General features: G+C 64.2%; 18 protein-coding genes and 4 tRNA genes. 18 read left to right on the forward strand and 4 right to left on the reverse strand.

Annotated features, from left to right (window positions below):
* Positions 1-85 precede the first annotated feature (85 nt).
* Positions 86-1,150 (reverse strand): SDR family oxidoreductase, encoded by a 1,065-nt coding sequence (locus J7360_RS10625; RefSeq protein WP_209033824.1) that lies wholly within the window; start codon positions 1,148-1,150, stop codon positions 86-88.
* A 300-nt stretch (positions 1,151-1,450) separates the two neighbouring features.
* Between J7360_RS10625 and J7360_RS10630 the strand changes: the two genes are divergently transcribed.
* The 13 genes from J7360_RS10630 to J7360_RS10690 all read left to right on the forward strand — a co-directional run bounded on the left by J7360_RS10630 (position 1,451) and on the right by J7360_RS10690 (position 13,690).
* Positions 1,451-3,997, forward strand: coding sequence for a DNA internalization-related competence protein ComEC/Rec2 (locus J7360_RS10630; protein ID WP_209033827.1), 2,547 nt, complete (start codon positions 1,451-1,453; stop codon positions 3,995-3,997).
* Positions 3,888-4,550: a MotA/TolQ/ExbB proton channel family protein gene (locus J7360_RS10635; protein ID WP_022559179.1), complete on the forward strand. Its 663-nt coding sequence runs from the start codon at positions 3,888-3,890 to the stop codon at positions 4,548-4,550. Before J7360_RS10630 ends, J7360_RS10635 begins: the two co-directional genes overlap by 110 nt.
* A gap of 3 nt (positions 4,551-4,553) precedes the next feature.
* Entirely contained in the window at positions 4,554-5,018 is a 465-nt protein-coding gene (locus J7360_RS10640) for a biopolymer transporter ExbD (RefSeq protein ID WP_057662174.1), read from the forward strand.
* Complete coding sequence (gene msbA, locus J7360_RS10645) at positions 5,015-6,784, forward strand: lipid A export permease/ATP-binding protein MsbA (RefSeq protein WP_057662171.1); 1,770 nt, start codon at positions 5,015-5,017, stop codon at positions 6,782-6,784. The genes J7360_RS10640 and msbA overlap by 4 nt, the downstream gene beginning before the upstream one ends.
* Positions 6,781-7,818 carry a tetraacyldisaccharide 4'-kinase gene (gene lpxK, locus J7360_RS10650; protein WP_057662167.1) on the forward strand — a complete coding sequence of 346 codons (1,038 nt, stop codon included), beginning with the start codon at positions 6,781-6,783 and terminating at the stop codon, positions 7,816-7,818. The genes msbA and lpxK overlap by 4 nt, the downstream gene beginning before the upstream one ends.
* 293 nt (positions 7,819-8,111) lie before the next feature.
* Positions 8,112-8,891, forward strand: a complete 780-nt coding sequence (kdsB, locus tag J7360_RS10655) for a 3-deoxy-manno-octulosonate cytidylyltransferase (protein ID WP_057662164.1) — start codon at positions 8,112-8,114, stop codon at positions 8,889-8,891.
* Positions 8,888-9,352 (forward strand): low molecular weight protein-tyrosine-phosphatase, encoded by a 465-nt coding sequence (locus J7360_RS10660; RefSeq protein WP_078587421.1) that lies wholly within the window; start codon positions 8,888-8,890, stop codon positions 9,350-9,352. Before kdsB ends, J7360_RS10660 begins: the two co-directional genes overlap by 4 nt.
* A gap of 23 nt (positions 9,353-9,375) precedes the next feature.
* Positions 9,376-10,794, forward strand: coding sequence for a nhl repeat protein (locus J7360_RS10665; protein ID WP_033481027.1), 1,419 nt, complete (start codon positions 9,376-9,378; stop codon positions 10,792-10,794).
* Positions 10,791-12,650 (forward strand): excinuclease ABC subunit UvrC, encoded by a 1,860-nt coding sequence (uvrC, locus tag J7360_RS10670; protein ID WP_209033829.1) that lies wholly within the window; start codon positions 10,791-10,793, stop codon positions 12,648-12,650. Before J7360_RS10665 ends, uvrC begins: the two co-directional genes overlap by 4 nt.
* The gene (gene pgsA, locus J7360_RS10675; protein ID WP_209033831.1) at positions 12,647-13,279 is read left to right on the forward strand and encodes a CDP-diacylglycerol--glycerol-3-phosphate 3-phosphatidyltransferase; all 633 of its coding nucleotides are present in this window, start codon (positions 12,647-12,649) and stop codon (positions 13,277-13,279) included. The genes uvrC and pgsA overlap by 4 nt, the downstream gene beginning before the upstream one ends.
* Before the next feature lie 36 nt (positions 13,280-13,315).
* Positions 13,316-13,391: transfer RNA gene (locus tag J7360_RS10680), tRNA-Gly, on the forward strand.
* 68 nt (positions 13,392-13,459) lie between these two features.
* Positions 13,460-13,533 (forward strand) — tRNA-Cys (locus tag J7360_RS10685).
* An 81-nt stretch (positions 13,534-13,614) separates the two neighbouring features.
* Positions 13,615-13,690, forward strand: a tRNA-Gly gene (locus J7360_RS10690).
* A 329-nt stretch (positions 13,691-14,019) separates the two neighbouring features.
* Here the strand turns inward: J7360_RS10690 and J7360_RS10695 are convergent.
* Positions 14,020-14,103, reverse strand: a tRNA-Leu gene (locus J7360_RS10695).
* Positions 14,104-14,242: 139 nt separating this feature from the next.
* On the opposite strand from J7360_RS10695, the gene J7360_RS10700 reads away from it, so the two are divergent.
* A complete protein-coding gene (locus tag J7360_RS10700; protein ID WP_057662156.1) occupies positions 14,243-15,535 on the forward strand; it encodes a nucleotide sugar dehydrogenase in 1,293 nt (430 codons plus the stop codon).
* Here the strand turns inward: J7360_RS10700 and J7360_RS10705 are convergent.
* Both J7360_RS10705 and J7360_RS10710 read right to left on the reverse strand, forming a co-directional pair.
* The gene (locus tag J7360_RS10705) at positions 15,519-16,784 is read right to left on the reverse strand and encodes a TIGR03862 family flavoprotein (RefSeq protein WP_057662153.1); all 1,266 of its coding nucleotides are present in this window, start codon (positions 16,782-16,784) and stop codon (positions 15,519-15,521) included. The two genes, J7360_RS10700 and J7360_RS10705, sit on opposite strands and share 17 nt — an antisense overlap.
* Positions 16,785-16,794: 10 nt before the next feature.
* A complete protein-coding gene (locus tag J7360_RS10710; RefSeq protein WP_209033833.1) occupies positions 16,795-17,226 on the reverse strand; it encodes an FKBP-type peptidyl-prolyl cis-trans isomerase in 432 nt (143 codons plus the stop codon).
* Between the two features lie 59 nt (positions 17,227-17,285).
* Here J7360_RS10710 and J7360_RS10715 point away from each other — a divergent pair, with 59 nt between their 5' ends.
* The 4 genes from J7360_RS10715 (at position 17,286) to xopE (ending at position 21,168) form a co-directional block, all read left to right on the forward strand.
* Complete coding sequence (locus tag J7360_RS10715) at positions 17,286-17,651, forward strand: DUF6164 family protein (RefSeq protein ID WP_007964431.1); 366 nt, start codon at positions 17,286-17,288, stop codon at positions 17,649-17,651.
* Between the two features lie 99 nt (positions 17,652-17,750).
* Positions 17,751-18,497, forward strand: coding sequence for a sulfurtransferase (locus J7360_RS10720; RefSeq protein WP_057662149.1), 747 nt, complete (start codon positions 17,751-17,753; stop codon positions 18,495-18,497).
* Between the two features lie 239 nt (positions 18,498-18,736).
* Positions 18,737-19,384, forward strand: a complete 648-nt coding sequence (locus J7360_RS10725) for a response regulator (protein WP_003489223.1) — start codon at positions 18,737-18,739, stop codon at positions 19,382-19,384.
* A 710-nt stretch (positions 19,385-20,094) separates the two neighbouring features.
* Positions 20,095-21,168, forward strand: coding sequence for a XopE/AvrPphe family type III secretion system effector (gene xopE / locus J7360_RS10730; RefSeq protein WP_057661330.1), 1,074 nt, complete (start codon positions 20,095-20,097; stop codon positions 21,166-21,168).
* Positions 21,169-21,469: the final 301 nt, after the last annotated feature.

Raw genomic sequence — 21,469 nt, forward strand, 5'->3', positions numbered from 1 at the left:
ACAATCGCATGCAGCGCGACTGCCATGGCACATGCCGCACGATCTCCGCAGGCCAGTGCAGCCTGCGAAGATGCCACAGCATCGGTCAAGGAATGATGCGCAGTGCCCGCAGGCGGGTAAACAGTTCGAAGAACGAGGCGCGGCTGTCGTAGAAGTCGAGAAAGCCCAATTCACGGCTCTTGGTCATGTCGTTGACGCACTCGATCTCGCGGCCCAGGTCGGCATCGGTATGCCACCACGATGCAAGCCGACTGACGTCGGACTCTACCAGCTTGTGCTGCGCGGCCACCTCAGCCCACAGGGCAGGGGCGGTCTGGCTCATGCGTGGTTCCAGCGGTTCCGGCACAGCGGGGCAGGGCGCAGCGTCGAGCTCGAAGAACTTCGCAATCTCACCCCACATCCAGCGCCAGCGGAATACATCGCCATTGACGGTGTTGAAGGCCTGATTGCGCGCCGCGGGGCTAAGCCCGGCCCAGGCCAGTTGGCGGCCAAGCAGCCCGGCATCGGTGAGGTCGGTGAGGCTGTTCCACTGCGCTTGCGACCCTGGAAACACGAAAGGTTGCCCGGTGTGCTTGCACAGCGACGCATATACCGCCAGCGTCACGCCCATGTTCATGGCATTACTGCCGTTGGCCATGCCGATCATGGTGTGCGAGCGATGTACGCTCCAGCCGAAACCATGCTGCTGCGCATGCGCGAACAGCAGGTCTTCCAACGTGTAGTAGAAGTTTTCCCCCGGCTGGCGCGGCTCGCTTTCGCGAAACGGCGTCTCGGCCTTGCCGCTGCCGGAATTTTCGAACGCGCCCAGGTAGTGCTTGGTGCCGGTGACCAGCGCCATGTGCTGCAGCGGCGCATCGCTGAGCGCATCGCACAGGTGCCGCATCATCGCGGCGTTGGCCTGGACGTTCTCGCGCTCGGTATCGCGACGCGTCCAGGTGCAGAAGAACACGTGGGTAATCGGTAGACCACGCAACGCGTTGTGCGTGCTCTCGGCGTCCAGCAGATCGGCCGCCACCGGAATGACACCGTCGTGGGGCAGTGGCCGACGTGCAAGGCCGTACACGGTCCAGCCGTCGGCGAGCAGCACGTTGGCAAGGTTGTAACCGGAGATGCCGGTCACACCGACGATCAATGCAATGCCTTTACGCATGGGGAGGCTCCTGAAAAAACGGATCTCACCTTAGCGGTGACACCATGAAATCGGGGCGAACGCTAGGCCGGAGGGCATGCTTGCGCCGTTGATCGCTCGATCTGCTGCGGCATGCATCTTCACGTGTGCAGATGTGCGACGCACCGCATCAAGTGATTGCGATGTGCCGCAGGACGTCGTTCGTATGCGTAATCAGCGACCGCCGCAGCAGTGTTCTTCCTACCCAGGCTTGGGCAGATCTCCGCTGTGCGTGGAAAGTGTCGCGATCTAAGGTGAAGACGTTGCTCGATAGGGTCCAGGATGGCGACCGACAGCATGGAAGTGTCAGCGCACCCAGCGCCGCCACAGATGGGATCGGCGGTGGTCATCGCGGCCGCGTTATTGCTGGGCGTGGTGGCGTGCGCCTGGTCGCCCATACTGCTACCGCGGATGGTTTACGCCGGCTGCGTGTGCGTTGCGTTGCTGGGCAGCGGCGCGACGGTGTGGCTGCGCCCTTGCTGGAGTGCGCTATTGCTGGCCGGCGCAGCGGCACTCCTGGGATTCGGAGCGATGGGATGGCAGGTGACTGGCGCGCTGCAGGCGCAGTTGCTTCCGCGGGATGAAACACGCGATGTCACCGTGCGCGGACAGATGGTCGGGCTACCGATCGCCGAGCAACGCCGTACCCGCTTTCAGCTGCGCGTGGACGGGGCTCCGGCGCAGCCGGCGGCACTGCGCGGCAAGCTCCTGCAGGTGGCCTGGTACGACGACTTTGGCGCCGAGCGCATCGGCCCGCGCGCGGCCCTACATGCAGGTGCGCGCTGGCAGCTGCGGCTCAAGCTGCGTGCGCCACGCGGCTTGCGCAATCCCGGAGGCTTCGATGCCGAGCGCCAGGCACTGGCGCAACGCATCGCTGCGACGGGCTATGTGCGCATGCCTGCAATCGCACGCCAGACCGCACCGCCGCAAGGCGTGGATGCCTGGCGCGAACGGATGTCGCACCGCATCGCCGAGCGTGTCGGCGGCCCCTCTGCGCCGTACCTGCGGGCGCTCGCGCTCGGAGATACCCGGGGGCTGGACGATACCGCATGGGCAACGTTGCGCGCGACCGGGCTCAGCCATCTGATCGCCATCTCTGGATTTCATGTCGGGCTGGTCGGGGCATTCTTCGCGCTGCTGGTCGCTGGCATATGGCGCTGGCAGCCGCGACTGGGCACATTCATGCCGCGTCTGCATGCGGCATCGATTGCCGCGCTACTCGGCGCTGCGGCCTACGCGCTACTGGCTGGCCTGGCGCTGCCGACGGTACGCACCGTGTTGATGATTGCGGTGGTGGCCCTTGCCAGGGTGCTGCGTAGACGCGCCTCGACCGCGCACGTCCTCTCGCTCGCCTTGTTGGCGGTGTTGCTGTGGGATCCGCTCAGCGTGCTGGTGGCTGGCTTCTGGCTCAGCTTCGCCGGCGTGGCATGGCTGGTCTGGTGCCTGCCGTCTGACGATCGCGCCATCGTGCGCGGCTTCCTGTCTGCGCAGACCGTGGCCACCGTTGGCCTGCTGCCATTGACGGTCAGCTTGTTCGGGCAGGCGTCGCTGGTCGGGCCATTCGCCAATGTGGTCGCCATTCCGTGGTGGACTTTCGTGGTGGTACCGCTATGCCTGTTGGGGACCGCACTGGAGGCGATCTACCCGGGGACCGGCGTGTGGGCGTGGCAGCTTGCGGGCTGGTGCTTTGAGCTGACCTGGCCGGGGTTCGTCTGGCTTGGGCAGACCGCGGTGGCGTTGTGGTGGGTGCCCGAGTCCGATGGCGTTGCCCTGATCGCCGCCCTGCTCGGTGCGTTCTGGCTGTTGCTGCCGCGCGCGACGCCGGGTAAATCGCTGGCGGCGCTGCTGTGGCTGCCGTTGCTCTGGCCGGATCGCGAGCTACCCGCCGCAGGCGAGGCGGAAGTGCAGTTGCTGGACGTGGGGCAGGGCTTGGCGGTGCTGGTGCGCACGCAACGTCATGCGCTGTTGTTCGATACCGGTCCGGCGGTACGCGACGGCTTCGATGCCGGCGAGCGCGTCGTGCTGCCGGCGTTGCGCGCGCTTGGTGTGCGCCGGCTGGACGCCATCGTGCTCAGCCATGCCGATGCCGATCATGCTGGTGGCTATGCCGCGGTGCGCACGGGGCTGCCGGTGGCACGCACGGCTGCGCCACCGGGTGCGCCATTGGACGTCACCGCACGCTGCCGCGCCGGGCAGCAGTGGGAGTGGGACGGGGTGCGCTTTCGCTTCCTGCATCCCGGCGTGGGTTTTCCTTACCTACGCAACCAATCCAGTTGCGTGCTGCGGGTCGAGACCGCGTATGCGAGCGCACTGTTGCCGGGCGATATTGGCGACATCGTCGAGCGTCGCCTGCTGCGCGGGCACGCCTCCGACCTGCGTGCCGACCTGGTGATCGTCCCGCACCACGGCAGCGCCGACGGCTCGCACGCCGGTTTCATCGCCGCCACCGGCGCACGCCTGGCGTTGGTGTCGTCCGGTCATGGCAACAGATTCGGGCATCCGCGCGCCGAGGTCATGCAACGCTGGAAGTCAGGCGGGGCAGGGGTGTTGGACACCGCCCAGTCGGGAGCGATCCGGGTGTGGCTCGGTGCCGCGGGCCTGCAACTGCGCGAGCGACGGCGCTGGCAGCCGCGGCTATGGGATGCTGCGGAACGGCGGCGGTCGGCTGCTATCCTATCGGTCAGCGAACAGGCGGCCGCGTTGCCGGAGGAATCGAATCGTGTTGGAGCTGGTCAAGGCAGGCGGTTGGCCGATGGTGCCGTTGCTGTTGCTGGGCGTGATCGCCCTGGCGATCGTGCTGGAGCGTCTGTGGAGCCTGCGCCGCAATGAGGTGACGCCGCCGGGCCTGGGTGAAGAAGTGCGCAATTGGGCCGCGCGCGGCAACCTGGATCCCACCCACATCGAGTCGCTGCGCCGCAATTCGCCGTTGGGCGCCTTGCTGGCCGCTGCGCTGGACGTGCGTGGCCGCCCGCGTGACGTGATCCGCGAACGTATCGAAGACACCGGCCGGCATGTGGTGCATCGCATGGAGCGCTATCTGAACGCGTTGGGCACGATCGCATCGGCCGGGCCATTGTTGGGTCTGCTCGGTACCGTGGTCGGCATGATCCAGATGTTCATGGGCATCCTCGATCACGGCGTAGGCGATGTGAATCAGCTCGCCGGCGGCATTGGCAAGGCGCTGGTGTGCACTGCGACCGGCATGATCATCGCGGTTCCGGCATTGATGGCACATCGCTTCTTCAAGGGGCGGATCGCCGGCTACATCGTCGAGATGGAGCAGGAAGCCATCTTGTTGCTGGACACCATGGATGGCCGTGTCGTGCCGGCCGCCTTCGCGCCGGCTGCAGCGGGCGCCAAGCCTGTCACGGCAAAGGGTTGACGGATGCGCATCGGCAGCGACCGAAGCCAGGACGAGCCGCATATCGACCTGGTGCCATTGATTGACGTCATCCTCGTCCTCATCATCTTTTTCGTGGTGACCACAACCTTCGACGCGCGCTCCACGCTGCAGCTGCAGTTGCCGACCGCCAGCGACCAGCACAGCGGTGCACCGCCACGTTCGTTGAGCGTGCTGGTCAACGCCGATGGGCGTTACTTCATCAACGATCAGGAAGTACTGCGCTCGGATGTGGATTCGCTCAAGCAGACCATCGCCCAGATCGCCAGCGATGACCGCGAACAGACCGTGCTGATGCGCGCCGATGCGCGGACCCCGTATCAGGCCGTGGTGACCGCGCAGGATGCGCTGGGCCAGCTCGGCTTCCGGCGCATTGCCATCGCCACCGCGCCTCCGGCCAGCGCCGCCAGTACGACCGGCAAGACAAGCACCAACGGAACCCGCCAGTGACCATCTCCACCGGCCGCCCGGCGCCAGTGTCTTCCTGGCGCACGTACCGTCGCCTGCTGGCGTTTGCCAAGCCATACCGTTTGTTGCTGGTGGCCGCGCTGATCGCTGCGTTGATCGAAGCGGCCGGCACCACCGGTTTTCTGGCGTTGATGAAGCCGATCACCGACGAGACCTTCATCTACAAGAACGCCGAGGTCAGTCGCTGGCTGCCGGTGCAGATCATCCTGCTGTTCGTGGTGCGCGGCGTGGCCGGCTACGTCACCGACATGGCGATGGGCAAATCCGCACGCAGCATCGCGCGCGATCTGCGCATCAAGGTGATGGCCAAGTATCTGCGCCTGCCGGGGTCACGCTTCGATTCGGAGCCGGTGCCGTCGATGCTGATACGCCTGGGCTCGGATTCGGACCAGGTTGCGCAGGCCGCAGTGGATGCGGTCAAGGTCATGATCCAGCAATCGCTGCAGGTGATCGGTGCGCTTGCGCTGATGCTGTGGCATAGCTGGCAGGTGACATTGACCATCCTGGTGCTTGCCCCGGTGCTGGCCTGGGTGATGGACAAGGTGGCGCGGCGCTACCGGCGTATCAGCCACAGCATCCAGGAAAGCGGTGCGCAGCTGCTGCAGGCCGCCGACCAGACCTTGTCCAGCCATCAGGAGGTCAAGATCTACGGGGCTCAGCAGACCGAAATGGAGCGCTATGGCGCGCTGGCCAATCGCAACCTGCGCCTGGCGATGAAGGTCGAATCCACCCGCGGCATTTCCACTGCCACCGTGCAGATGATCGGCGCGATCGGCTTGTCGGCATTGCTGTTCGTGGCCGGTGCGCAGGCCTTGGCCGGGCGGTTGACGGCCGGCGATTTCGTCGTGCTGATGACCTCGATGCTGACGATCATTCCTGGCCTCAAGCAGCTGACCAATGTGCAGAACATGGTGCAGCGCGGCCTGGCATCGGCCGAGCGTCTGTTTTCGGTGCTCGACAGCCCGGACGAGCCGGATCAAGGTACCGTGCCGCTGACGCGTGCCAAGGGTTTGATCGAATTTCGCGATGTCACGGCGCGCTACCCCGGCCAGGTCAATCCGGCACTGGCCGATGTCAGCTTCGTTGCGCAACCGGGCACCGTCACCGCCATCGTCGGGCGTTCCGGGAGCGGCAAATCCAGTCTGATCAAATTGATTCCGCGTTTTTACGAAGCCGAGGCCGGGCAGATCCTGCTCGACGGGCATCCGGTACAGGCGTATGCGTTGGCGGATCTGCGCAGGCAGATTGCGCTGGTCGGCCAGCAGGTGATGTTGTTCGACGGCAGCATCGCCGACAACGTGGCGTTCGGCGAAATGCGCAATGCCGATGCCGGCCAGTTGGAGCGCGCGATTCTGGGCGCCAATGCGATGGAGTTTGTCGCGCAGCTGCCCGACGGTCTGCAGTCGCATGTCGGCACCAAGGGTGGGCGTCTGTCCGGCGGCCAGCGCCAGCGTCTGGCGATCGCACGCGCCATGCTCAAGGACGCGCCGGTCCTGATTCTGGACGAGGCCACCGCAGCGCTGGACAACGAATCCGAGCGATTGGTGCAGGACGCCCTGCACAAGCTGATGCCGGACCGCACCACGCTGGTCATCGCCCATCGCCTGTCCACCATCGAGCATGCCGATCAGGTGCTGGTGATGGACCAGGGCCGGATCGTCGAGCGCGGTACGCATCACCAATTGCTGGCGCAGGGCGGCTTGTATTCGCACCTGCACGGCATGCAATTCCGCGAACGCCAGGCATGAGCAAGCGCGGCACCCGCACCCCGGGTTACTGGTACGACAACACGCCGATCCCATTGCCGGCGCGCATCCTGGCGCCGGTCTACGGCGCTGCGATCGCATTGCGACGGGCGCTGTATCGCCGCGGCTGGCGCAGGCGCCACGGGGTGCCGGTGCCGGTGGTCGTGGTCGGCAATGTCACCGCCGGCGGCACCGGCAAGACGCCGCTGACGATTGCCTTGGTCGCGAAGCTGCAGGAAGCCGGCTGGACCCCTGGGGTCGCCAGCCGTGGCTACGGCCGCGATGACGCCGGCACCGCCCGCTGGGTCGAAGCGGACACGCCGGTGGCGCTCGGCGGCGACGAACCGGTGTTGATCGCCTGGAAGACCGGTGCGCGCGTGCGCGTCGACAGCGACCGGCTCGCTGCTGCGCGGGCGCTGGTCGAGGCGGGCTGCGACATCGTGATCTGCGACGATGGGCTGCAGCATTACCGTCTGGCGCGCGATGTCGAGATCGAAGTGGTCGATGGCCAGCGACGCTACGGCAACGGACGCCTCTTGCCTGCCGGCCCGCTACGCGAACCGGCCGCGCGGGCGCACGATTGCGATTTTCGCGTGGTCAATCTCGGCCAGGCCAGTGCCACTGCCGCACCGCAGGCGCCGGATGATGCCGGTTTCGGCGAATGGCAGATGCGTTTGAGCATCGACAGCGTGCAGCCAATGGACGGCAAGCGTGCGCAGCCCTTGGGCATGCTTGCCGGACAGCGCGTGCATGCAGTGGCGGGCATCGCGCATCCGGAACGGTTCTTCGCCATGCTGCGCGCGCGCGGCATCGGCGTGGTGCCGCACGCGTTTCCCGATCATCACGTCTATCGCGCCGCGGATTTCAGCTTCGGAAGCCGCCTGCCGGTGCTGATGACCGAAAAGGACGCGGTGAAATGCCGTCCGTTCGCCGACGAGTGGCTGTACAGCGTGCCACTGAAGGCGGAACTGCCGGCCGCTTTCTGGGTGAGTCTGCTGGACCGGTTGAACAAATTGGCGAGCCGGCAGGGCGTGTGAGCGAGTCGGCTTGCAGTTGGACGGTTGCTGGCCAAGCATCGGCAGCCAGGCGTTGAGTGCGCTCTTGCGGCTGTGATGCGTCATCCATGCTGGATGAAATCTCGCACCACTCGGGTAAAGGTCTACCCTAAAATATTGGTGCGCATCGCTGCGATCAGGGCGCGCGGCGCGTTTTGATGTCGTGCAGCGCAGCGCCAACTGAATACCGCCACTTCGCTCAATCACACATCGGCATCAAGCGATTCGGTTCTTTCGTCCCCCCCCACTTCCTACTGCATCCAGAGCGCGCACGTATGACACCCACCACGCCTGCCGATTTCGTTGTCGCCATTCCCGCCCGTTACGCTTCCACGCGGCTGCCGGGTAAACCGCTGCAACTGATCGGTGATCGACCGATGATCCAGCACGTGGCCGAGCGTGCATTGCTGGCGGGTGCGCGCGAGGTGTGGGTGGCCACCGACGACGCGCGTATCGCAGCGGCGATCGAGCATCTGCCCGGAGTGCATGTGGCGATGACCGGCACCGCGCATCTTTCCGGCACCGACCGCCTTGCCGAATGCGCGCGCGTTGCCGGATGGGACGAACAGACCTGCGTGGTCAATCTGCAAGGCGACGAGCCGTTTGCGCCGGCTGCAGGCATCCGCGCGGTTGCAGATCTGCTGCAGCACTCCGGTGCCCAGATGGCCACGCTGGCCGCGCCGGTGGACAACGCGCACGACCTGTTCGATCCCAACGTGGTGAAGCTGGTGCGCACGGCCGGCGGTGACGCGCTGTATTTCAGCCGTGCGCCGATTCCCTGGCACCGCGACAGCTTCGCCAGCCAGCACGATAGCGTGCCTGCAGAAGGTCAGTGGCTGCGTCACATCGGCATCTACGCCTATCGCGCAGGCTTCCTGCAACGCTTCGCAGCCATGCCGCCCGGCATGCTGGAGCGCACCGAATCGCTGGAACAATTGCGCGTGATGGAAGCCGGCTATCGCATCGCCGTGGCGGTGACGCCTGAGCCGTTTCCGCCGGGCATCGATACCGCGGACGATCTCGTTCGCGCGCAGATGCGGGTGGCTTCGGCATGAAGGTGCTGATCGTCTGCCTGGGCAATATCTGCCGGTCACCGATGGGCGAGGGTGCCTTGCGTGCGCAACTGGACAAGGCACGGCTGTCGCGGCGCATCGAGGTCGATTCGGCCGGGACCGGCGATTGGCATGCCGGCGATCCGCCGGACCCGCGCGCGATCCGCTGCGCGGGCGGTCACGGCGTGGATATTTCGGGTCTTCGCGCGCGCCAGGTGAAGCACTCGGATGTCGAGCATTTCGATTGGCTGCTATGCGCAGACGGCAACAACCTGCGCGATCTGCAGCGGCTGGCCCCGGCAGCGCAGCGCGACAAGCTCGCCTTGTGGCTGCCCTGGGCCGGCATCGACGCGCGCGATGAAATCCCCGACCCGTATACCGGCAGCATGAATGACTTCGAGCAGGTATGGCAGCTGGTCGACACTGCCGCGCGCCTCACCGTAGCCAGACTCACCCGCGGCTAATCGCGCTTGGGCATAATCACCACATGAACGCCCAGCTCACCCAGGAACTGCCGGAATTTCCCACCTGGCTCAATGCCAGGCCCTCCACCTTGCAGGAGCATCGCGGGCGTGCGCTGGTGCTGGCGTTCGTCAACGCCAGCTCGGTGTGGTGCGCAGAACGCCTGGCCGAGCTTGCCCACTGGCAGGCGCGCAGCCCTGGCCGGCTCCAGGTGATCGTGGTACAGGTGCCGCGTTTCGACAGCGAACGGCTGCCGCAACGCTCGCTTAAACAACTGCGCGGACACGGCGTGAGTGCGCCGATCCTGCTCGACAAGGACTGGGAAACCTGGCGCCGCTTCGGTATCGAAGCCTGGCCCACGCTGGTGCTGCTGGATGCCTATGGCCGCGAGCGGCAGCGCCTGGTGGGCGTCACCGGCGATCTGGACAAGGCCCTGACTGCCCTGTGCGAAGGCCAGCCGCCCCCGTCTGACGCCGACCTGCACGGCGTGGCCGAGCGCGAGCCCGAGCCGCATCTGGCGTTGCGTTTTCCTACTGGTTTGGCGGCGACCGAAGACCGGCTGTACGTCGCCGATACCGGCCACCACCGCGTGCTCGAGTGCACGCACAGCGGGCGCGTGCTGCGCCAGTTCGGGCATGGCAATGCTGATCTCATCGACGGCGGTGTCGGCGAAGCAGCATTTCGGCGGCCGCAAGGTTTGGCGTTGGAACGCGATCAGCTGTATGTCGCCGATACCGGCAACCATGCGCTGCGTCGTATCAACCTGCGCAGCGGGCAGGTGGATACCTTGTGCGGCACCGGTCGTTCCGGCGAGCCGGTCGAAGGCCCGTTGGCGTCGCCCGGTGGCTCTGCGCTGAACTACCCGCAAGGTCTGGCCATCGCCGACAACCAGGTGTTGATCGCCATGGCCGGCGATAACCGGATCTGGAGTTATCACCTGGGCCGCGCCGCGCTGACCGCGCGCGCAGGCACCGGTGCCCTTGAAATTCGCGACGGCAGTGGCCATCTCGCTGCTTTCGCACAGCCGGCAGGCTTGGCGTCGGTGCAGCAAGTGGCCTATGTCTGCGACGGGCTGGGCTCGTCGATCCGCACCATGCAACTGCGCGGCGATCTGGTGCAGACCTTGGTGGGCGGGCAGGGCACCTGGCAGTTTGGGGATCAGGACGGCCCACGCAGCACGGCGCGTCTGCAGTTCCCACAGGCCATTGCACTGGCGGCCGATTCGCCGCTGCTGTGGATCGCCGACACCGGCAATGGCTGCCTGCGCTGCCTGCGCCTGGGCGGTGGCGAATTGACCACGGTGACGCTGCCGCGTCGTCTGCATGGTCCGGCCGGTCTGGCGGTCACCGCCGGTGCGGTCTGGATCGCAGAAACCGATGCACATGCCATCTTGCGGTACGACCTTGCAAGCGGCGCACTGAGTGATGTTTCGATAGACGAATGAGCGTAAGGCCCCAAAACGATTTCGATGGAAAAGCGTTTGCTGCGCAACTGAGCACCGCGCCTGGCGTCTATCGCATGTATGCGGGCGACGACACCTTGTTGTACGTCGGCAAGGCGGGCGCGTTGCGCAAGCGTGTGGGAAGTTATTTCAACGGGACGCCGAAGAACGCCCGGTTGACCTCGATGCTGTCGCAGGTCGCGCGCATGGACGTCACCGTCACCCGCAGCGAAGCCGAAGCGCTACTGCTGGAAAACCAGCTGATCAAATCGCTGTCGCCGCGCTACAACGTTTCGTTGCGCGACGACAAAAGCTACCCATACGTGTTGCTGACGCGCGAACAATGGCCTCGTATTGCCTTGCACCGCGGCCCGCGTGCGGTGCAAGGGCGTTATTTCGGCCCTTACACGGGCGTCACCGGTGTACGCGAAACGCTGAGCCTGATGCATAAGCTCTTCAAGCTGCGCAGTTGCGAGGACAGCGTGTTCCGCAACCGTTCGCGGCCATGCCTGCAATACCAGATCGGGCGTTGCAGCGGACCGTGCGTGGATTTGGTGGCGCCTTCGGATTACGCCGAATCGGTGCGCCGCGCCACCATGTTTCTCGAAGGCAAGAGCGATCAGCTCGGCGAAGAGATCATGCACTCGATGCAGCAGGCCAGCGAGGCGCTGGAATTCGAGCGCGCCGCGCGTTTGCGCGATTTGCTCTCGTCGCTGCGCAGCATGCAGAACCGTCAATACGTCGATGGCCGTGCAGCGGACCTGGACGTGCTGGCCTGCGCCACGCAATCCAGCCAGGCCTGCGTCCTGTTGCTGAGTTTTCGCGATGGCCGCAATCTCGGCACGCGCTCGTTCTTTCCAAAGACCAACGGGGAAGACAGTGCCGACGAAATTCTTGGCGCGTTCGTATCGCAGTACTACGCCGAGCACTCTCCTCCGCGCGAAATCCTGCTCGACCGCGAGATCCCGGAAGCCGAGCTGATCGAAGCCGCGCTCAGTACGGCCGCCGAGCACAAGGTGGCACTGAAGTGGAACGTGCGCGGCGAGCGTGCCGGCTATCTGCTGCTGGCCACGCGCAATGCGCAGCTGACCCTGGTCACCGAGCTCACCAGCCAGAGCGCGCAGCATGCACGCAGCGAAGCCTTGCGCGAGATGCTTGGACTTGCCGAGCCGGTCAAGCGCGTGGAGTGTTTCGACATCAGTCACACCATGGGCGAGGCGACCGTCGCCTCGTGCGTGGTATTCGACGCCAGCGGCCCGGTGCGTGGCCAGTACCGGCGCTTCAATATTTCCGGCATCACGCCGGGCGACGACTACGCAGCCATGCGGCAGGCGATCGAGCGCCGTTTCCGTCGCGCCGTGGAAGAGAACGGCGTGCTGCCCGACGTGCTGCTGATCGACGGTGGCGCAGGCCAGCTGGCGCAGGCCCAGGCCGCGCTGGCCGATCTTGGGGTCGAGAACGTGTTGCTGGTCGGCGTGGCCAAGGGCGAAGAGCGCCGGGCAGGGCACGAAGCGTTGATCATGGCCGACGGGCGCGAGCTAAGGCCGGGCGCGGCCTCGCCTGCGCTGCAATTCATCCAGCAAGTGCGTGACGAAGCGCACCGCTTTGCGATCACCGGCCACCGTGGGCGCCGCCAGAAGGCGCGCATGACCAGCAAGCTCGAGGATATCCCCGGCATCGGCCCTCGGCGCCGCGCGAGCCTGCTCAAGCATTTCGGAGGAATGGTCGGGCTCAAGGCCGCTGGCGAGGCCGAGATTGCGCGGGTGGAGGGGGTCAATGCCGCACTTGCCGCGCGAATCTACGCTAACCTGCACGGGCTGGCGCTTCCCGATGCGGCAGGCGAGGCAAGTCCGCAATGAAGTTGACCATCCCCACGTGGCTGACACTGCTGAGGATCGTGATGATCCCGGTGTTGGTCGTGGTGTTCTACCTGCCCTACACGTGGACGAACTTCGCGTCCGCCGGCGTGTTTGCGCTGGCCGCCATCACCGACTGGCTGGATGGCTGGGTCGCGCGGCGTTATCACCAATATTCCGCATTCGGCGCATTTCTGGACCCGGTCGCCGACAAGTTGATGGTCGCGGTGGCGCTGTTCCTGATTGTGCAGGGCCATCCCACGCCGTGGATGGCGTTCTGGGCTGCAGTCATCGTCGGACGCGAGATTGCCGTCTCTGCACTCCGTGAATGGATGGCCGAGATCGGCCAGCGTGCCAAGGTGCGCGTGGCGGCAATCGGCAAGATCAAAACCACGGCACAAATGGCGGCGTTGCTGTGCCTGTTGTATTCGGTCACCCCAGGGCAGATGCCCACGCATGAAATCTGGCTGGGCAACCTGATTTTTCGTGCGGGCTACTGGACGCTAGCCATTGCGGCCTTGCTGACGCTGTGGTCAGGGTTTCAGTATCTGCAGGCCGCATGGCCAAGCCTGCGCGCCGACGAGAAAGCAGCGATCAGCAACAAGCCGAAAAAAATCGAAAGCAACAGTTGACAGCTATCCTGTTCACTGTAGAATTTCGCCTCCCAAGCGGGAATAGCTCAGTTGGTAGAGCGCAACCTTGCCAAGGTTGAGGTCGCGAGTTCGAGTCTCGTTTCCCGCTCCAGATGTAGACAGGACCCCGCGTCAGGGGTCTCGTTGTTTCAAGGCAGGATGCCTTGGGTTTGATGTTTCGGCCTGGTGGTAGAGTGGTTATGCAGCGGACTGCAAATCCGCGTACGCCGGTTCAATTCCGGCCCAGGCCTCCACATCGCATGCGGTATTCCTGCCATCGATAACGACGACAGGGCTAGCGCAACGAAGTAATACGCTGTACAATTTTGCTCCACGCGGGAATAGCTCAGTTGGTAGAGCGCAACCTTGCCAAGGTTGAGGTCGCGAGTTCGAGTCTCGTTTCCCGCTCCAAATTCGAACCCTGGATATCGCTCGATATCCAGGGTTTTTATTTGTCGCATGTTATTGGCCGGGGACGTTCACGCATTAAGCGGCTGCCGCTAAATACGAGCAGTGGCGCTGCGGTGTCCGATAATGAATGCCTGTTCCGGTGCGCGCACATATGTGCCTGGGCGCTTTGGACACAGGCGGTCGAATGCACGCGGGAATCGAAGACGCAATCTGAGCTCGGGTGACCACCACATTGGCCGCACGGTGCGAATGATCATGCGTGGACATCAGCAGGTAAGCGTCGCGCGGCGCGAACACGATTGCGCCGACTCGATTACCTGATAAATGCGTGCCCGGGGCGGGGGTCGAACCCGCATAGCCTTGCGGCTGAGGGATTTTAAGTCCCTTGCGTCTACCAATTTCGCCACCCGGGCATGGCGATAGCGTGCCTGATTGCGCGGCGATTGTGAATCTTTGCAGCGTACTTCCTGCACTGCCTGGCTCCTGCGGCCTGCGTTATGCTGCCGCCGCATAGCGCGTCGCCACCGGCTGCGCACCATTCCAAGGAACCGCATGTCCGGCACCACGCTTCTCGCCCTCGCACAGGGGCGCATCGCCGTCATCGGCTTAGGTTACGTCGGCCTGCCATTGGCGGTTGGATTCGGGGAGCAACGCGACACTTTGGGCTTCGACATCGATGCGCAGCGCGTTGCGCAACTGCGTGACGGCCACGATGTCACGCTGGAACTGGACGATGCCGAATTGGGTGCCGCAACGCGTCTGCGCTACAGCGCAAACGCCGCGGATCTGGCTGCGTGTCGCATTTTCATCGTGACCGTGCCGACGCCGATCGATAGCTTCGAGCAACCGGATCTGGAGCCGTTGCGTAGCGCCACGGCCTTGATCGCCGCCGTACTCAAACCCGGCGATCTGGTGATCTACGAATCCACGGTTTATCCAGGAACCACTGAAGAAGTTTGCGTGCCCTTGCTCGAAGCAACCTCCGGGCTGCGTTTCAACCACGACTTCTTTTGCGGCTACAGCCCCGAGCGCGTCAATCCCGGCGATCGCCAGCGGCGTCTGCGTGATATCCGCAAGATCACCTCGGGCTCGACGGCAGACGCCGCCGATGCCGTCGATGCGCTATACACCAGCATCATCACTGCCGGTACCTGGCGCGCTCCGTCGATGCGCGTGGCCGAAGCGGCAAAGGTGGTCGAAAACATCCAGCGCGACGTCAATATCGCGCTGGTCAACGAGTTGGCGTTGATTTTCGACAAGTTGGGAATCGACACCCTCGATGTGCTCGATGCCGCAGGAACCAAGTGGAATTTCCTGCCGTTTCGCCCTGGCCTGGTCGGTGGGCATTGCATCGGGGTGGATCCGTACTACCTGATGCACAAATCCGAAAGCGTGGGCTATCACCCGGACCTGATCCACACCGCGCGGCAGGTCAATAATCGTGTCGGCCGACATGTGGCCGAGCGCGTGTGCGGCATGCTGGCCATGCGTGGCGTCGCGCTTGCGCAGGCGAGGGTGCTGGTGCTGGGCGCGACGTTCAAGGAGAACTGCCCGGATCTGCGCAACAGCCGCGCCCTGGAATTGGTGCAGTTGCTGCAGGCCGCCGGCGTGCAGGTGGACACCTGCGACCCGTGGGCAGACCCGGCTGAAGCGCTGCAGCACGGCGGTGTGCACTTAAGCGAGATGCCGGAAGACGGCGCCTACGATGCCGTAGTGCTGGCGGTGGCGCACGCGCAGTATCGCGACTACGACGTGGAGCGGATCGCCGCGCTCGGCAAACCGGGCGCGGTGGTGTACGACGTCAAATCGGTGTGGCCGCGTGCGGCAGTCAGCGATCGCCTGTAGCAGCGCGTACGTCGCGCTGCGCTAGCCACTGCACAGCGCCGCGTGCGGCGCGTCGGCCGCTGGCGAAACAGGCGGTGAGCAGATAGCCGCCGGTTGGCGCTTCCCAATCGAGCATTTCGCCAGCGCAAAACACGCCAGGTTGCGCGAGTGCCATCAGCTGGTCGTCCAGCGCTTCCAGTCGTACGCCGCCCGCCGAACTGATCGCTTCGGCGAGCGGACGTGGCCGCAACAGGCGCAGCGGCAACTGCTTGAGCGTGCGTGCGACCAACGCGACAGCGTCGCCCGCCTGCTTGCCGAGTTCTTCGTAGAGGAGAGCCGCCTTGACGCCATCGATGCCGACCTGGCGGCGCAGATGCTCGCTGAAACTGCGTCCCTTGCGCGGTTGGGCCAGTTCGGCATGCACGCGTTCGAGCGAGCGACCGGGAATCAGATCCAGCACGAGTTCGGCGACGCCGTGCGCATCGATCTGCTCGCGCAGGTCCGCGGCCAAGGCATAGATCAAGCTGCCCTCGATGCCGTTCGCTGTGGCCACGCATTCGCCCTGCAATGCATGCTGCATGCCGTTGCTGTCCTGCCAGTGCGCAACGACCGGTTTCAGCGGCGCACCTGCATGACGCTGCACGAAGTGCGCGCTCCAATCGATATCGAAGCCGCAGTTGGCCGGAACCAGGGGCGCTACCGCGATCCCGCATTGCTGCAATGAGGCTTGCCACTGCCCGTCGGAACCGAGCTGCGGCCAGCTGCCGCCACCAAGCGCCAGCACGACTGCCTCTGCACTGCACTCCACCGTGCCGGTGGGGGCGTCGAAACGGAGTGCGCCGTTTTCAGACCAGCCCAGCCAACGGTGCTGCACATGAAACACGACGCCCTGTTCCTTGAGCCGACGCACCCAGCCACGCAGCAGGGGGGCCGCCTTGCGGTCCATCGGAAAGACACGGCCGGAACTGCCGACGTAGGTCTCGACACCGAGCTCTCGCGCCCAATCGCGCAGCGCATCAGCATCGAAGTCCTGCAACCATGCGGAAACCGGTTGTTGACGGTCGCGATAGCGTTGCGCAAACAGCGGCATCGAATCGGAATGCGTGAGATTCAAGCCGCCTTTGCCAGCGATCAGGAACTTGCGTCCCACCGAACCCTTTGCCTCGTACAGATCCACTGCCAGGCCCGCCGCACAGGCCACTTCCGCCGCCATCAAACCGGCCGGCCCACCGCCGATCACTGCCAGCCGCTGCCTGCTCAGATCAGTCATCGTCAGGCACTCAACGCGGCTGCACGCCCAGCAATTCAACATCAAACACCAGCGATGCACCAGGCGGTATCACGCCACCGGCGCCGTTGTCGCCGTAGCCGTAATCGGGCGGGATCATCAAGGTGCGCTTACCGCCGACACGCATGCCGGCCACGCCGTCGTCCCAGCCGCGGATGACCTGGTGGCCACCTAATACGAATTGGAACGGCTCGGCGCGATCCAGCGAGCTGTCGAACTTCTTGCCATGTTTGTCGGCGGCTTTTTCGTCGTACAGCCAGCCGGTGTAGTGCACGGTGACCATTTCGCCCGGTGTGGCCTCTGCGCCGGTCCCCACGTTGCGGTCGATCCGTTCGAAACTGGCGATGGTGCCGCCGGAGGGCGGCAGGGCAGGTGCGCAGCTTGCGAGCAACAAGGCGGCGACGAGCGTCAACAAAAGGCGCATGGCAGGGTCCATGAAGAAAGACGGCCATTATCGCACCTGGCTCCCGGTATCATCGCGGCATGGCCAAGCTACTGCTCAATCTGCGCAATGTCCCCGACGACGAAGCCGACGAGGTGCGGGCGCTGATGCGCGAGCAGGGCGTGCAGATCTACGAAACGCGCCCCAGCAACTGGGGGATTTCCGCTGGCGGTATCTGGCTTGGCGACGATGCCGACTATCCACGCGCCAAGGCGGCGATGGATGCCTACCAGGCGCAGCGCGGCGCGATTGCGCGTGCCCAGCGACAGGAAGAACTTGCAGCCGGCACTGCGGAGACCTTTGGCGCATTGCTGCGCAGGCGACCGGTGTTCGTGATCGTGACGCTGATCGGCATGCTGATCGTCGCCTCGCTGGTGTTGCTGCCGTTTGTGCTGTTGCGCGGCTGAGTGCGAAGCAGCACGCGGTTGCAGGCTCGCTGCTGCACCGCGTTGGGCGCCCCGCTCACAGCGCTCGCTAGGGGCTGCCCGCGGCTCTAAAATAGCCGCATGATTACCAATACCGCCGCCTACCAGTTCGCCACCATCCAGGATCCGCAGACACTTGCCACCAGCGTGCTTGCGCAGGCCGAACAGCACGCGCTGAAAGGATCGGTGCTGGTGGCCGAAGAGGGCATCAACCTATTTCTGGCAGGCGCTGCCGAGCAGATCGGCGGGTTCTATACCTGGCTGCAGTCCGATACGCGGTTTGCGCAGATGCGCATCAAGTACAGCGAAAGCAAGCATCAGCCGTTTGCGCGGCTCAAGGTCAAGATCAAGCCGGAGATCATCAGTTTTCGGCGCGACGATGCATCGCCGCTGCAAGGTCGTGCGCCTTCGGTGACGCCTGCCGTGCTGCGCAATTGGCTGCGTAACGGGCAGGATGATCGCGGCCGCCCGTTGGTGTTGCTGGACACGCGCAATGCGCAGGAAGTGAGATACGGAACCTTCCAGGGTGCGTTGACGCTGCCGATCGACAAGTTCACCGACTTGCCTGGCGCGCTGGAGGTGCATCGTGCTGCCTTGGCCGATGCCACGGTGGTCAGCTTCTGCACCGGTGGCATCCGTTGCGAAAAGGCCGCGCTGTGGATGCAGGCCGATGGCATGGACAACGTGCTGCAACTGGAGGGCGGAATCCTGGGCTACTTCGAAGAGGTCGGCGGCGAAGGCTACGACGGCCGCTGCTTTGTCTTCGACGAACGCGTCGCACTGGATCCCGAGTTAAACCCCTTGGTGGACGCCGACCGTACCGCCTAGCCAGTGGAAATCTGACCGAGCGCGACTGCATTGCCCGATGTCACCTGTCGGCCTGGCGCCCGCATCATCGACATACGTTGCAACATCTTGCCTAGAGACATCGCGCCATGCGCACGTCATGCATGCTCTAGTGACGCGTCATAACGCTCTAACTTGAGCGTAATACGTCGCATCGAGCTTGCCCTGAATTATTCACGGAGATAGGCTGCACCAGCCAGCCGCTAGCGAGGACAACAAGGATGACCATCAGAGTTTTTCTGATCGACGATCATGCACTCGTGCGTACAGGCATGAAGATGATTCTGTCCAAGGAAGTGGACGTCGATGTGGTGGGTGAAGCAGAGAGCGGCGAAGCTGCATTGCCGCAGATTCGTCAACTCAAACCGGACATCGTGCTGTGCGATCTGCATTTGCCCGGCGTCAGCGGCCTGGAAATTACCGAGCGCATCGTCAAGGGCGACTACGGCACGCGGGTCATCATCGTCTCCGTGCTCGAAGACGGCCCATTGCCCAAGCGTTTGCTCGAGGCAGGCGCCTCCGGCTATGTGGGCAAGGGCGGTGACGCGCACGAGTTGCTGCGCGCGGTGCGTGAAGTCGCATTGGGGCGGCGTTATCTCGGCAACACGATCGCGCAGAACCTGGCTCTGTCCAATCTGGAAGGTGGCGGTTCACCGTTCGATGCATTGTCGCCCCGCGAGCTGGAAGTGGCGTTACTGCTGACCCAGGGGCTGCGCCAGGAAGACATCGCCAAGCGCCTGAACCTCAGCGCCAAGACCATCAACACGCACAAGGCACGCCTGTTTGAGAAGGTCGGCATCCAGGACAACATTGCGCTGGCACGGCTAGCCAATCAATACGGTCTGACCGATCCCTCCAGAGTGCTGTGAACCGTTGCCTTGAGTGCGCCGCATTGGCTGCGCTGCATTGCGAGGCCAGGGCGAACAACATCGCGTAGAGAAGACTCATCGCGCGCTGAGAAACGACGTGTCTTGCCCTTCGGCAGCCGCAGCTGGATTGCGCACACGCATGCGTGCGCGAATTAGTCTGGCCTGCTAGAGGCGCGCACTACGTTAGAACCTGGCGGCGTGCGCCCTGAGGTCCCATGCAATGAGCATGAATACAAGCCTCGCACAGGGAGCTTTCCGCAACGATGGTCGTCATGTGCCGGCAAGTTCTGGCGTCGTCGCAATTCCTGGTCGAAGGTTTTTTACAACCGCTAGGCACGAGCGGCACACTTTGACCGCCGTGTTGGAAGAACGTGGGGTTCAGCCGACATACGTGTAAAAATGACTCGCAGAATCCGATTTCTTTTTTGAAGACATGAGGTTACCGGATAAAACGGCGCTTCCATCGGCTCATCCACTACCTCGTCCCTTTCGAGGTTCGGCACGCTGCAACTGTCTTGCGGGGAGTGTGCGAGACCGGTCGGTCACCGGGTGGGTAATAGACGGATGCCGCCGCCCCATGTAGCGGCGGTCATGAGGGTCGGTCATCCCCCGCGTCATGCTTCGCCATCCCAGCCAGGGTTTCGGTGAGGCGAAGCGAAGCGAAGTGCTCACCGCCAAACTTGCTTCTACAGTCACTGCAGGAGATCAAGATGGGGCTATGCACTTCAAAGCCGAGCGTAGTGGGTTCACCCGTAGCGGGTGAACCTGAGCATTATTTAACCCACACCACAGAGCAGACCACGCCCTCTACGCCTTCATCCCCCGAGGCGCCCATGTCACCCAGCCTGCATGGCTTGGTGGCAATCGGCTCTTCGGGAACAAGGCGGGGTCGCTTCCGGCAGCCGACCCTACAGCCGCACGAAGTTCAGCAGGCGGCCTACCAGCTTGGTATGCGACTCAACGGCAGACCCATCGAAGACGCGAGCGACCGTCAACGCCTTGCCGATGCTACAGAGACGGTGCACGAGACACGACTCGCCTTGCACCGTGGGCGAGGCAATGTCGATAGCGATCTGCGGCTCAGCAACGGACGGAGCGCCATCTACACTGACGTGGCTTATGCCATGTATCGAGATGAGGCAGGCAGCGGGCTAGCTGTTGGGGCTGGCAACTGTGACCATAACGCAGCGATCAATGCCCGCCAACATGCAGTCCGCATGGAGGATGGCGGGCAGATGATGACCGTACGTGAATGCAGCGTGCCCCACGTTTACGCGCTTTACCAGCCGCCAGGCGCGGCAGAAGCGAAGAAATCTGCGGTGGTCCTTGACTCGTGGTGCGACGGTCCAGCCACGCTACTAAGGGATTCGCGCTGGGCCGAAACGTACGGAACGACCACCACCGTAGTTGAAAAGTTCGACAAGCCTGCCGCGAGCGCAGCGCTGAATAAGGCGAACGCATACAAGACCGAGATCGAGGACCCGCAAACTGCGAACCATGCGTATGCACGCCAATTAGAGGAGGCCTTGCTTTTCAACCAGGCCAAGCGTGCGCCCCAATACGCCTTTCCCTCGATGCCAGTCATCGCGCCCGATCTGGCCCAGAGCACGCGTCAAAGGCTGCAAGAGCACTCACCGCGGACGCGTGAGGCTCTAGCCGCCGATGCTGCGCGGCAGGCCTATGCACTGGATGACGCACAGCCAATTTCGCCGCGCACAACTGCTGCGATACTTGAAGATGCAGAACGCCTGGATGCCTTGGGTCGCCCACCCTTGAGTTGGTGACGATGGATCAAACCGGATGAGCGTCGAGACGTCCATGACGCCACCGGAGCGTGCTTGGGCGCGCTACGCGCCCAAGCACGGCCATGCGATGCGCGGTGCTATAGGCCGGGCCTGCCACGTGGCGCACGGGCAGCAGTAGCCCGGCATGAGGGTCGGCAGGGCGTCGTTAATCCCTGCCGACCCTCATGACCGCCGCTACATGGGGCGGCGGCATCCGTCTATTACCCACCTGGTGACCGACCGGTCTCGCACACTCCCCGCAAGACAGTTGCAGCGTGCCGAACCTCAACAAGGACGAGGT

It is taken from the genome of Xanthomonas sp. D-99 (assembly GCF_017746145.1).
Classification (GTDB): domain Bacteria; phylum Pseudomonadota; class Gammaproteobacteria; order Xanthomonadales; family Xanthomonadaceae; genus Xanthomonas; species Xanthomonas cissicola.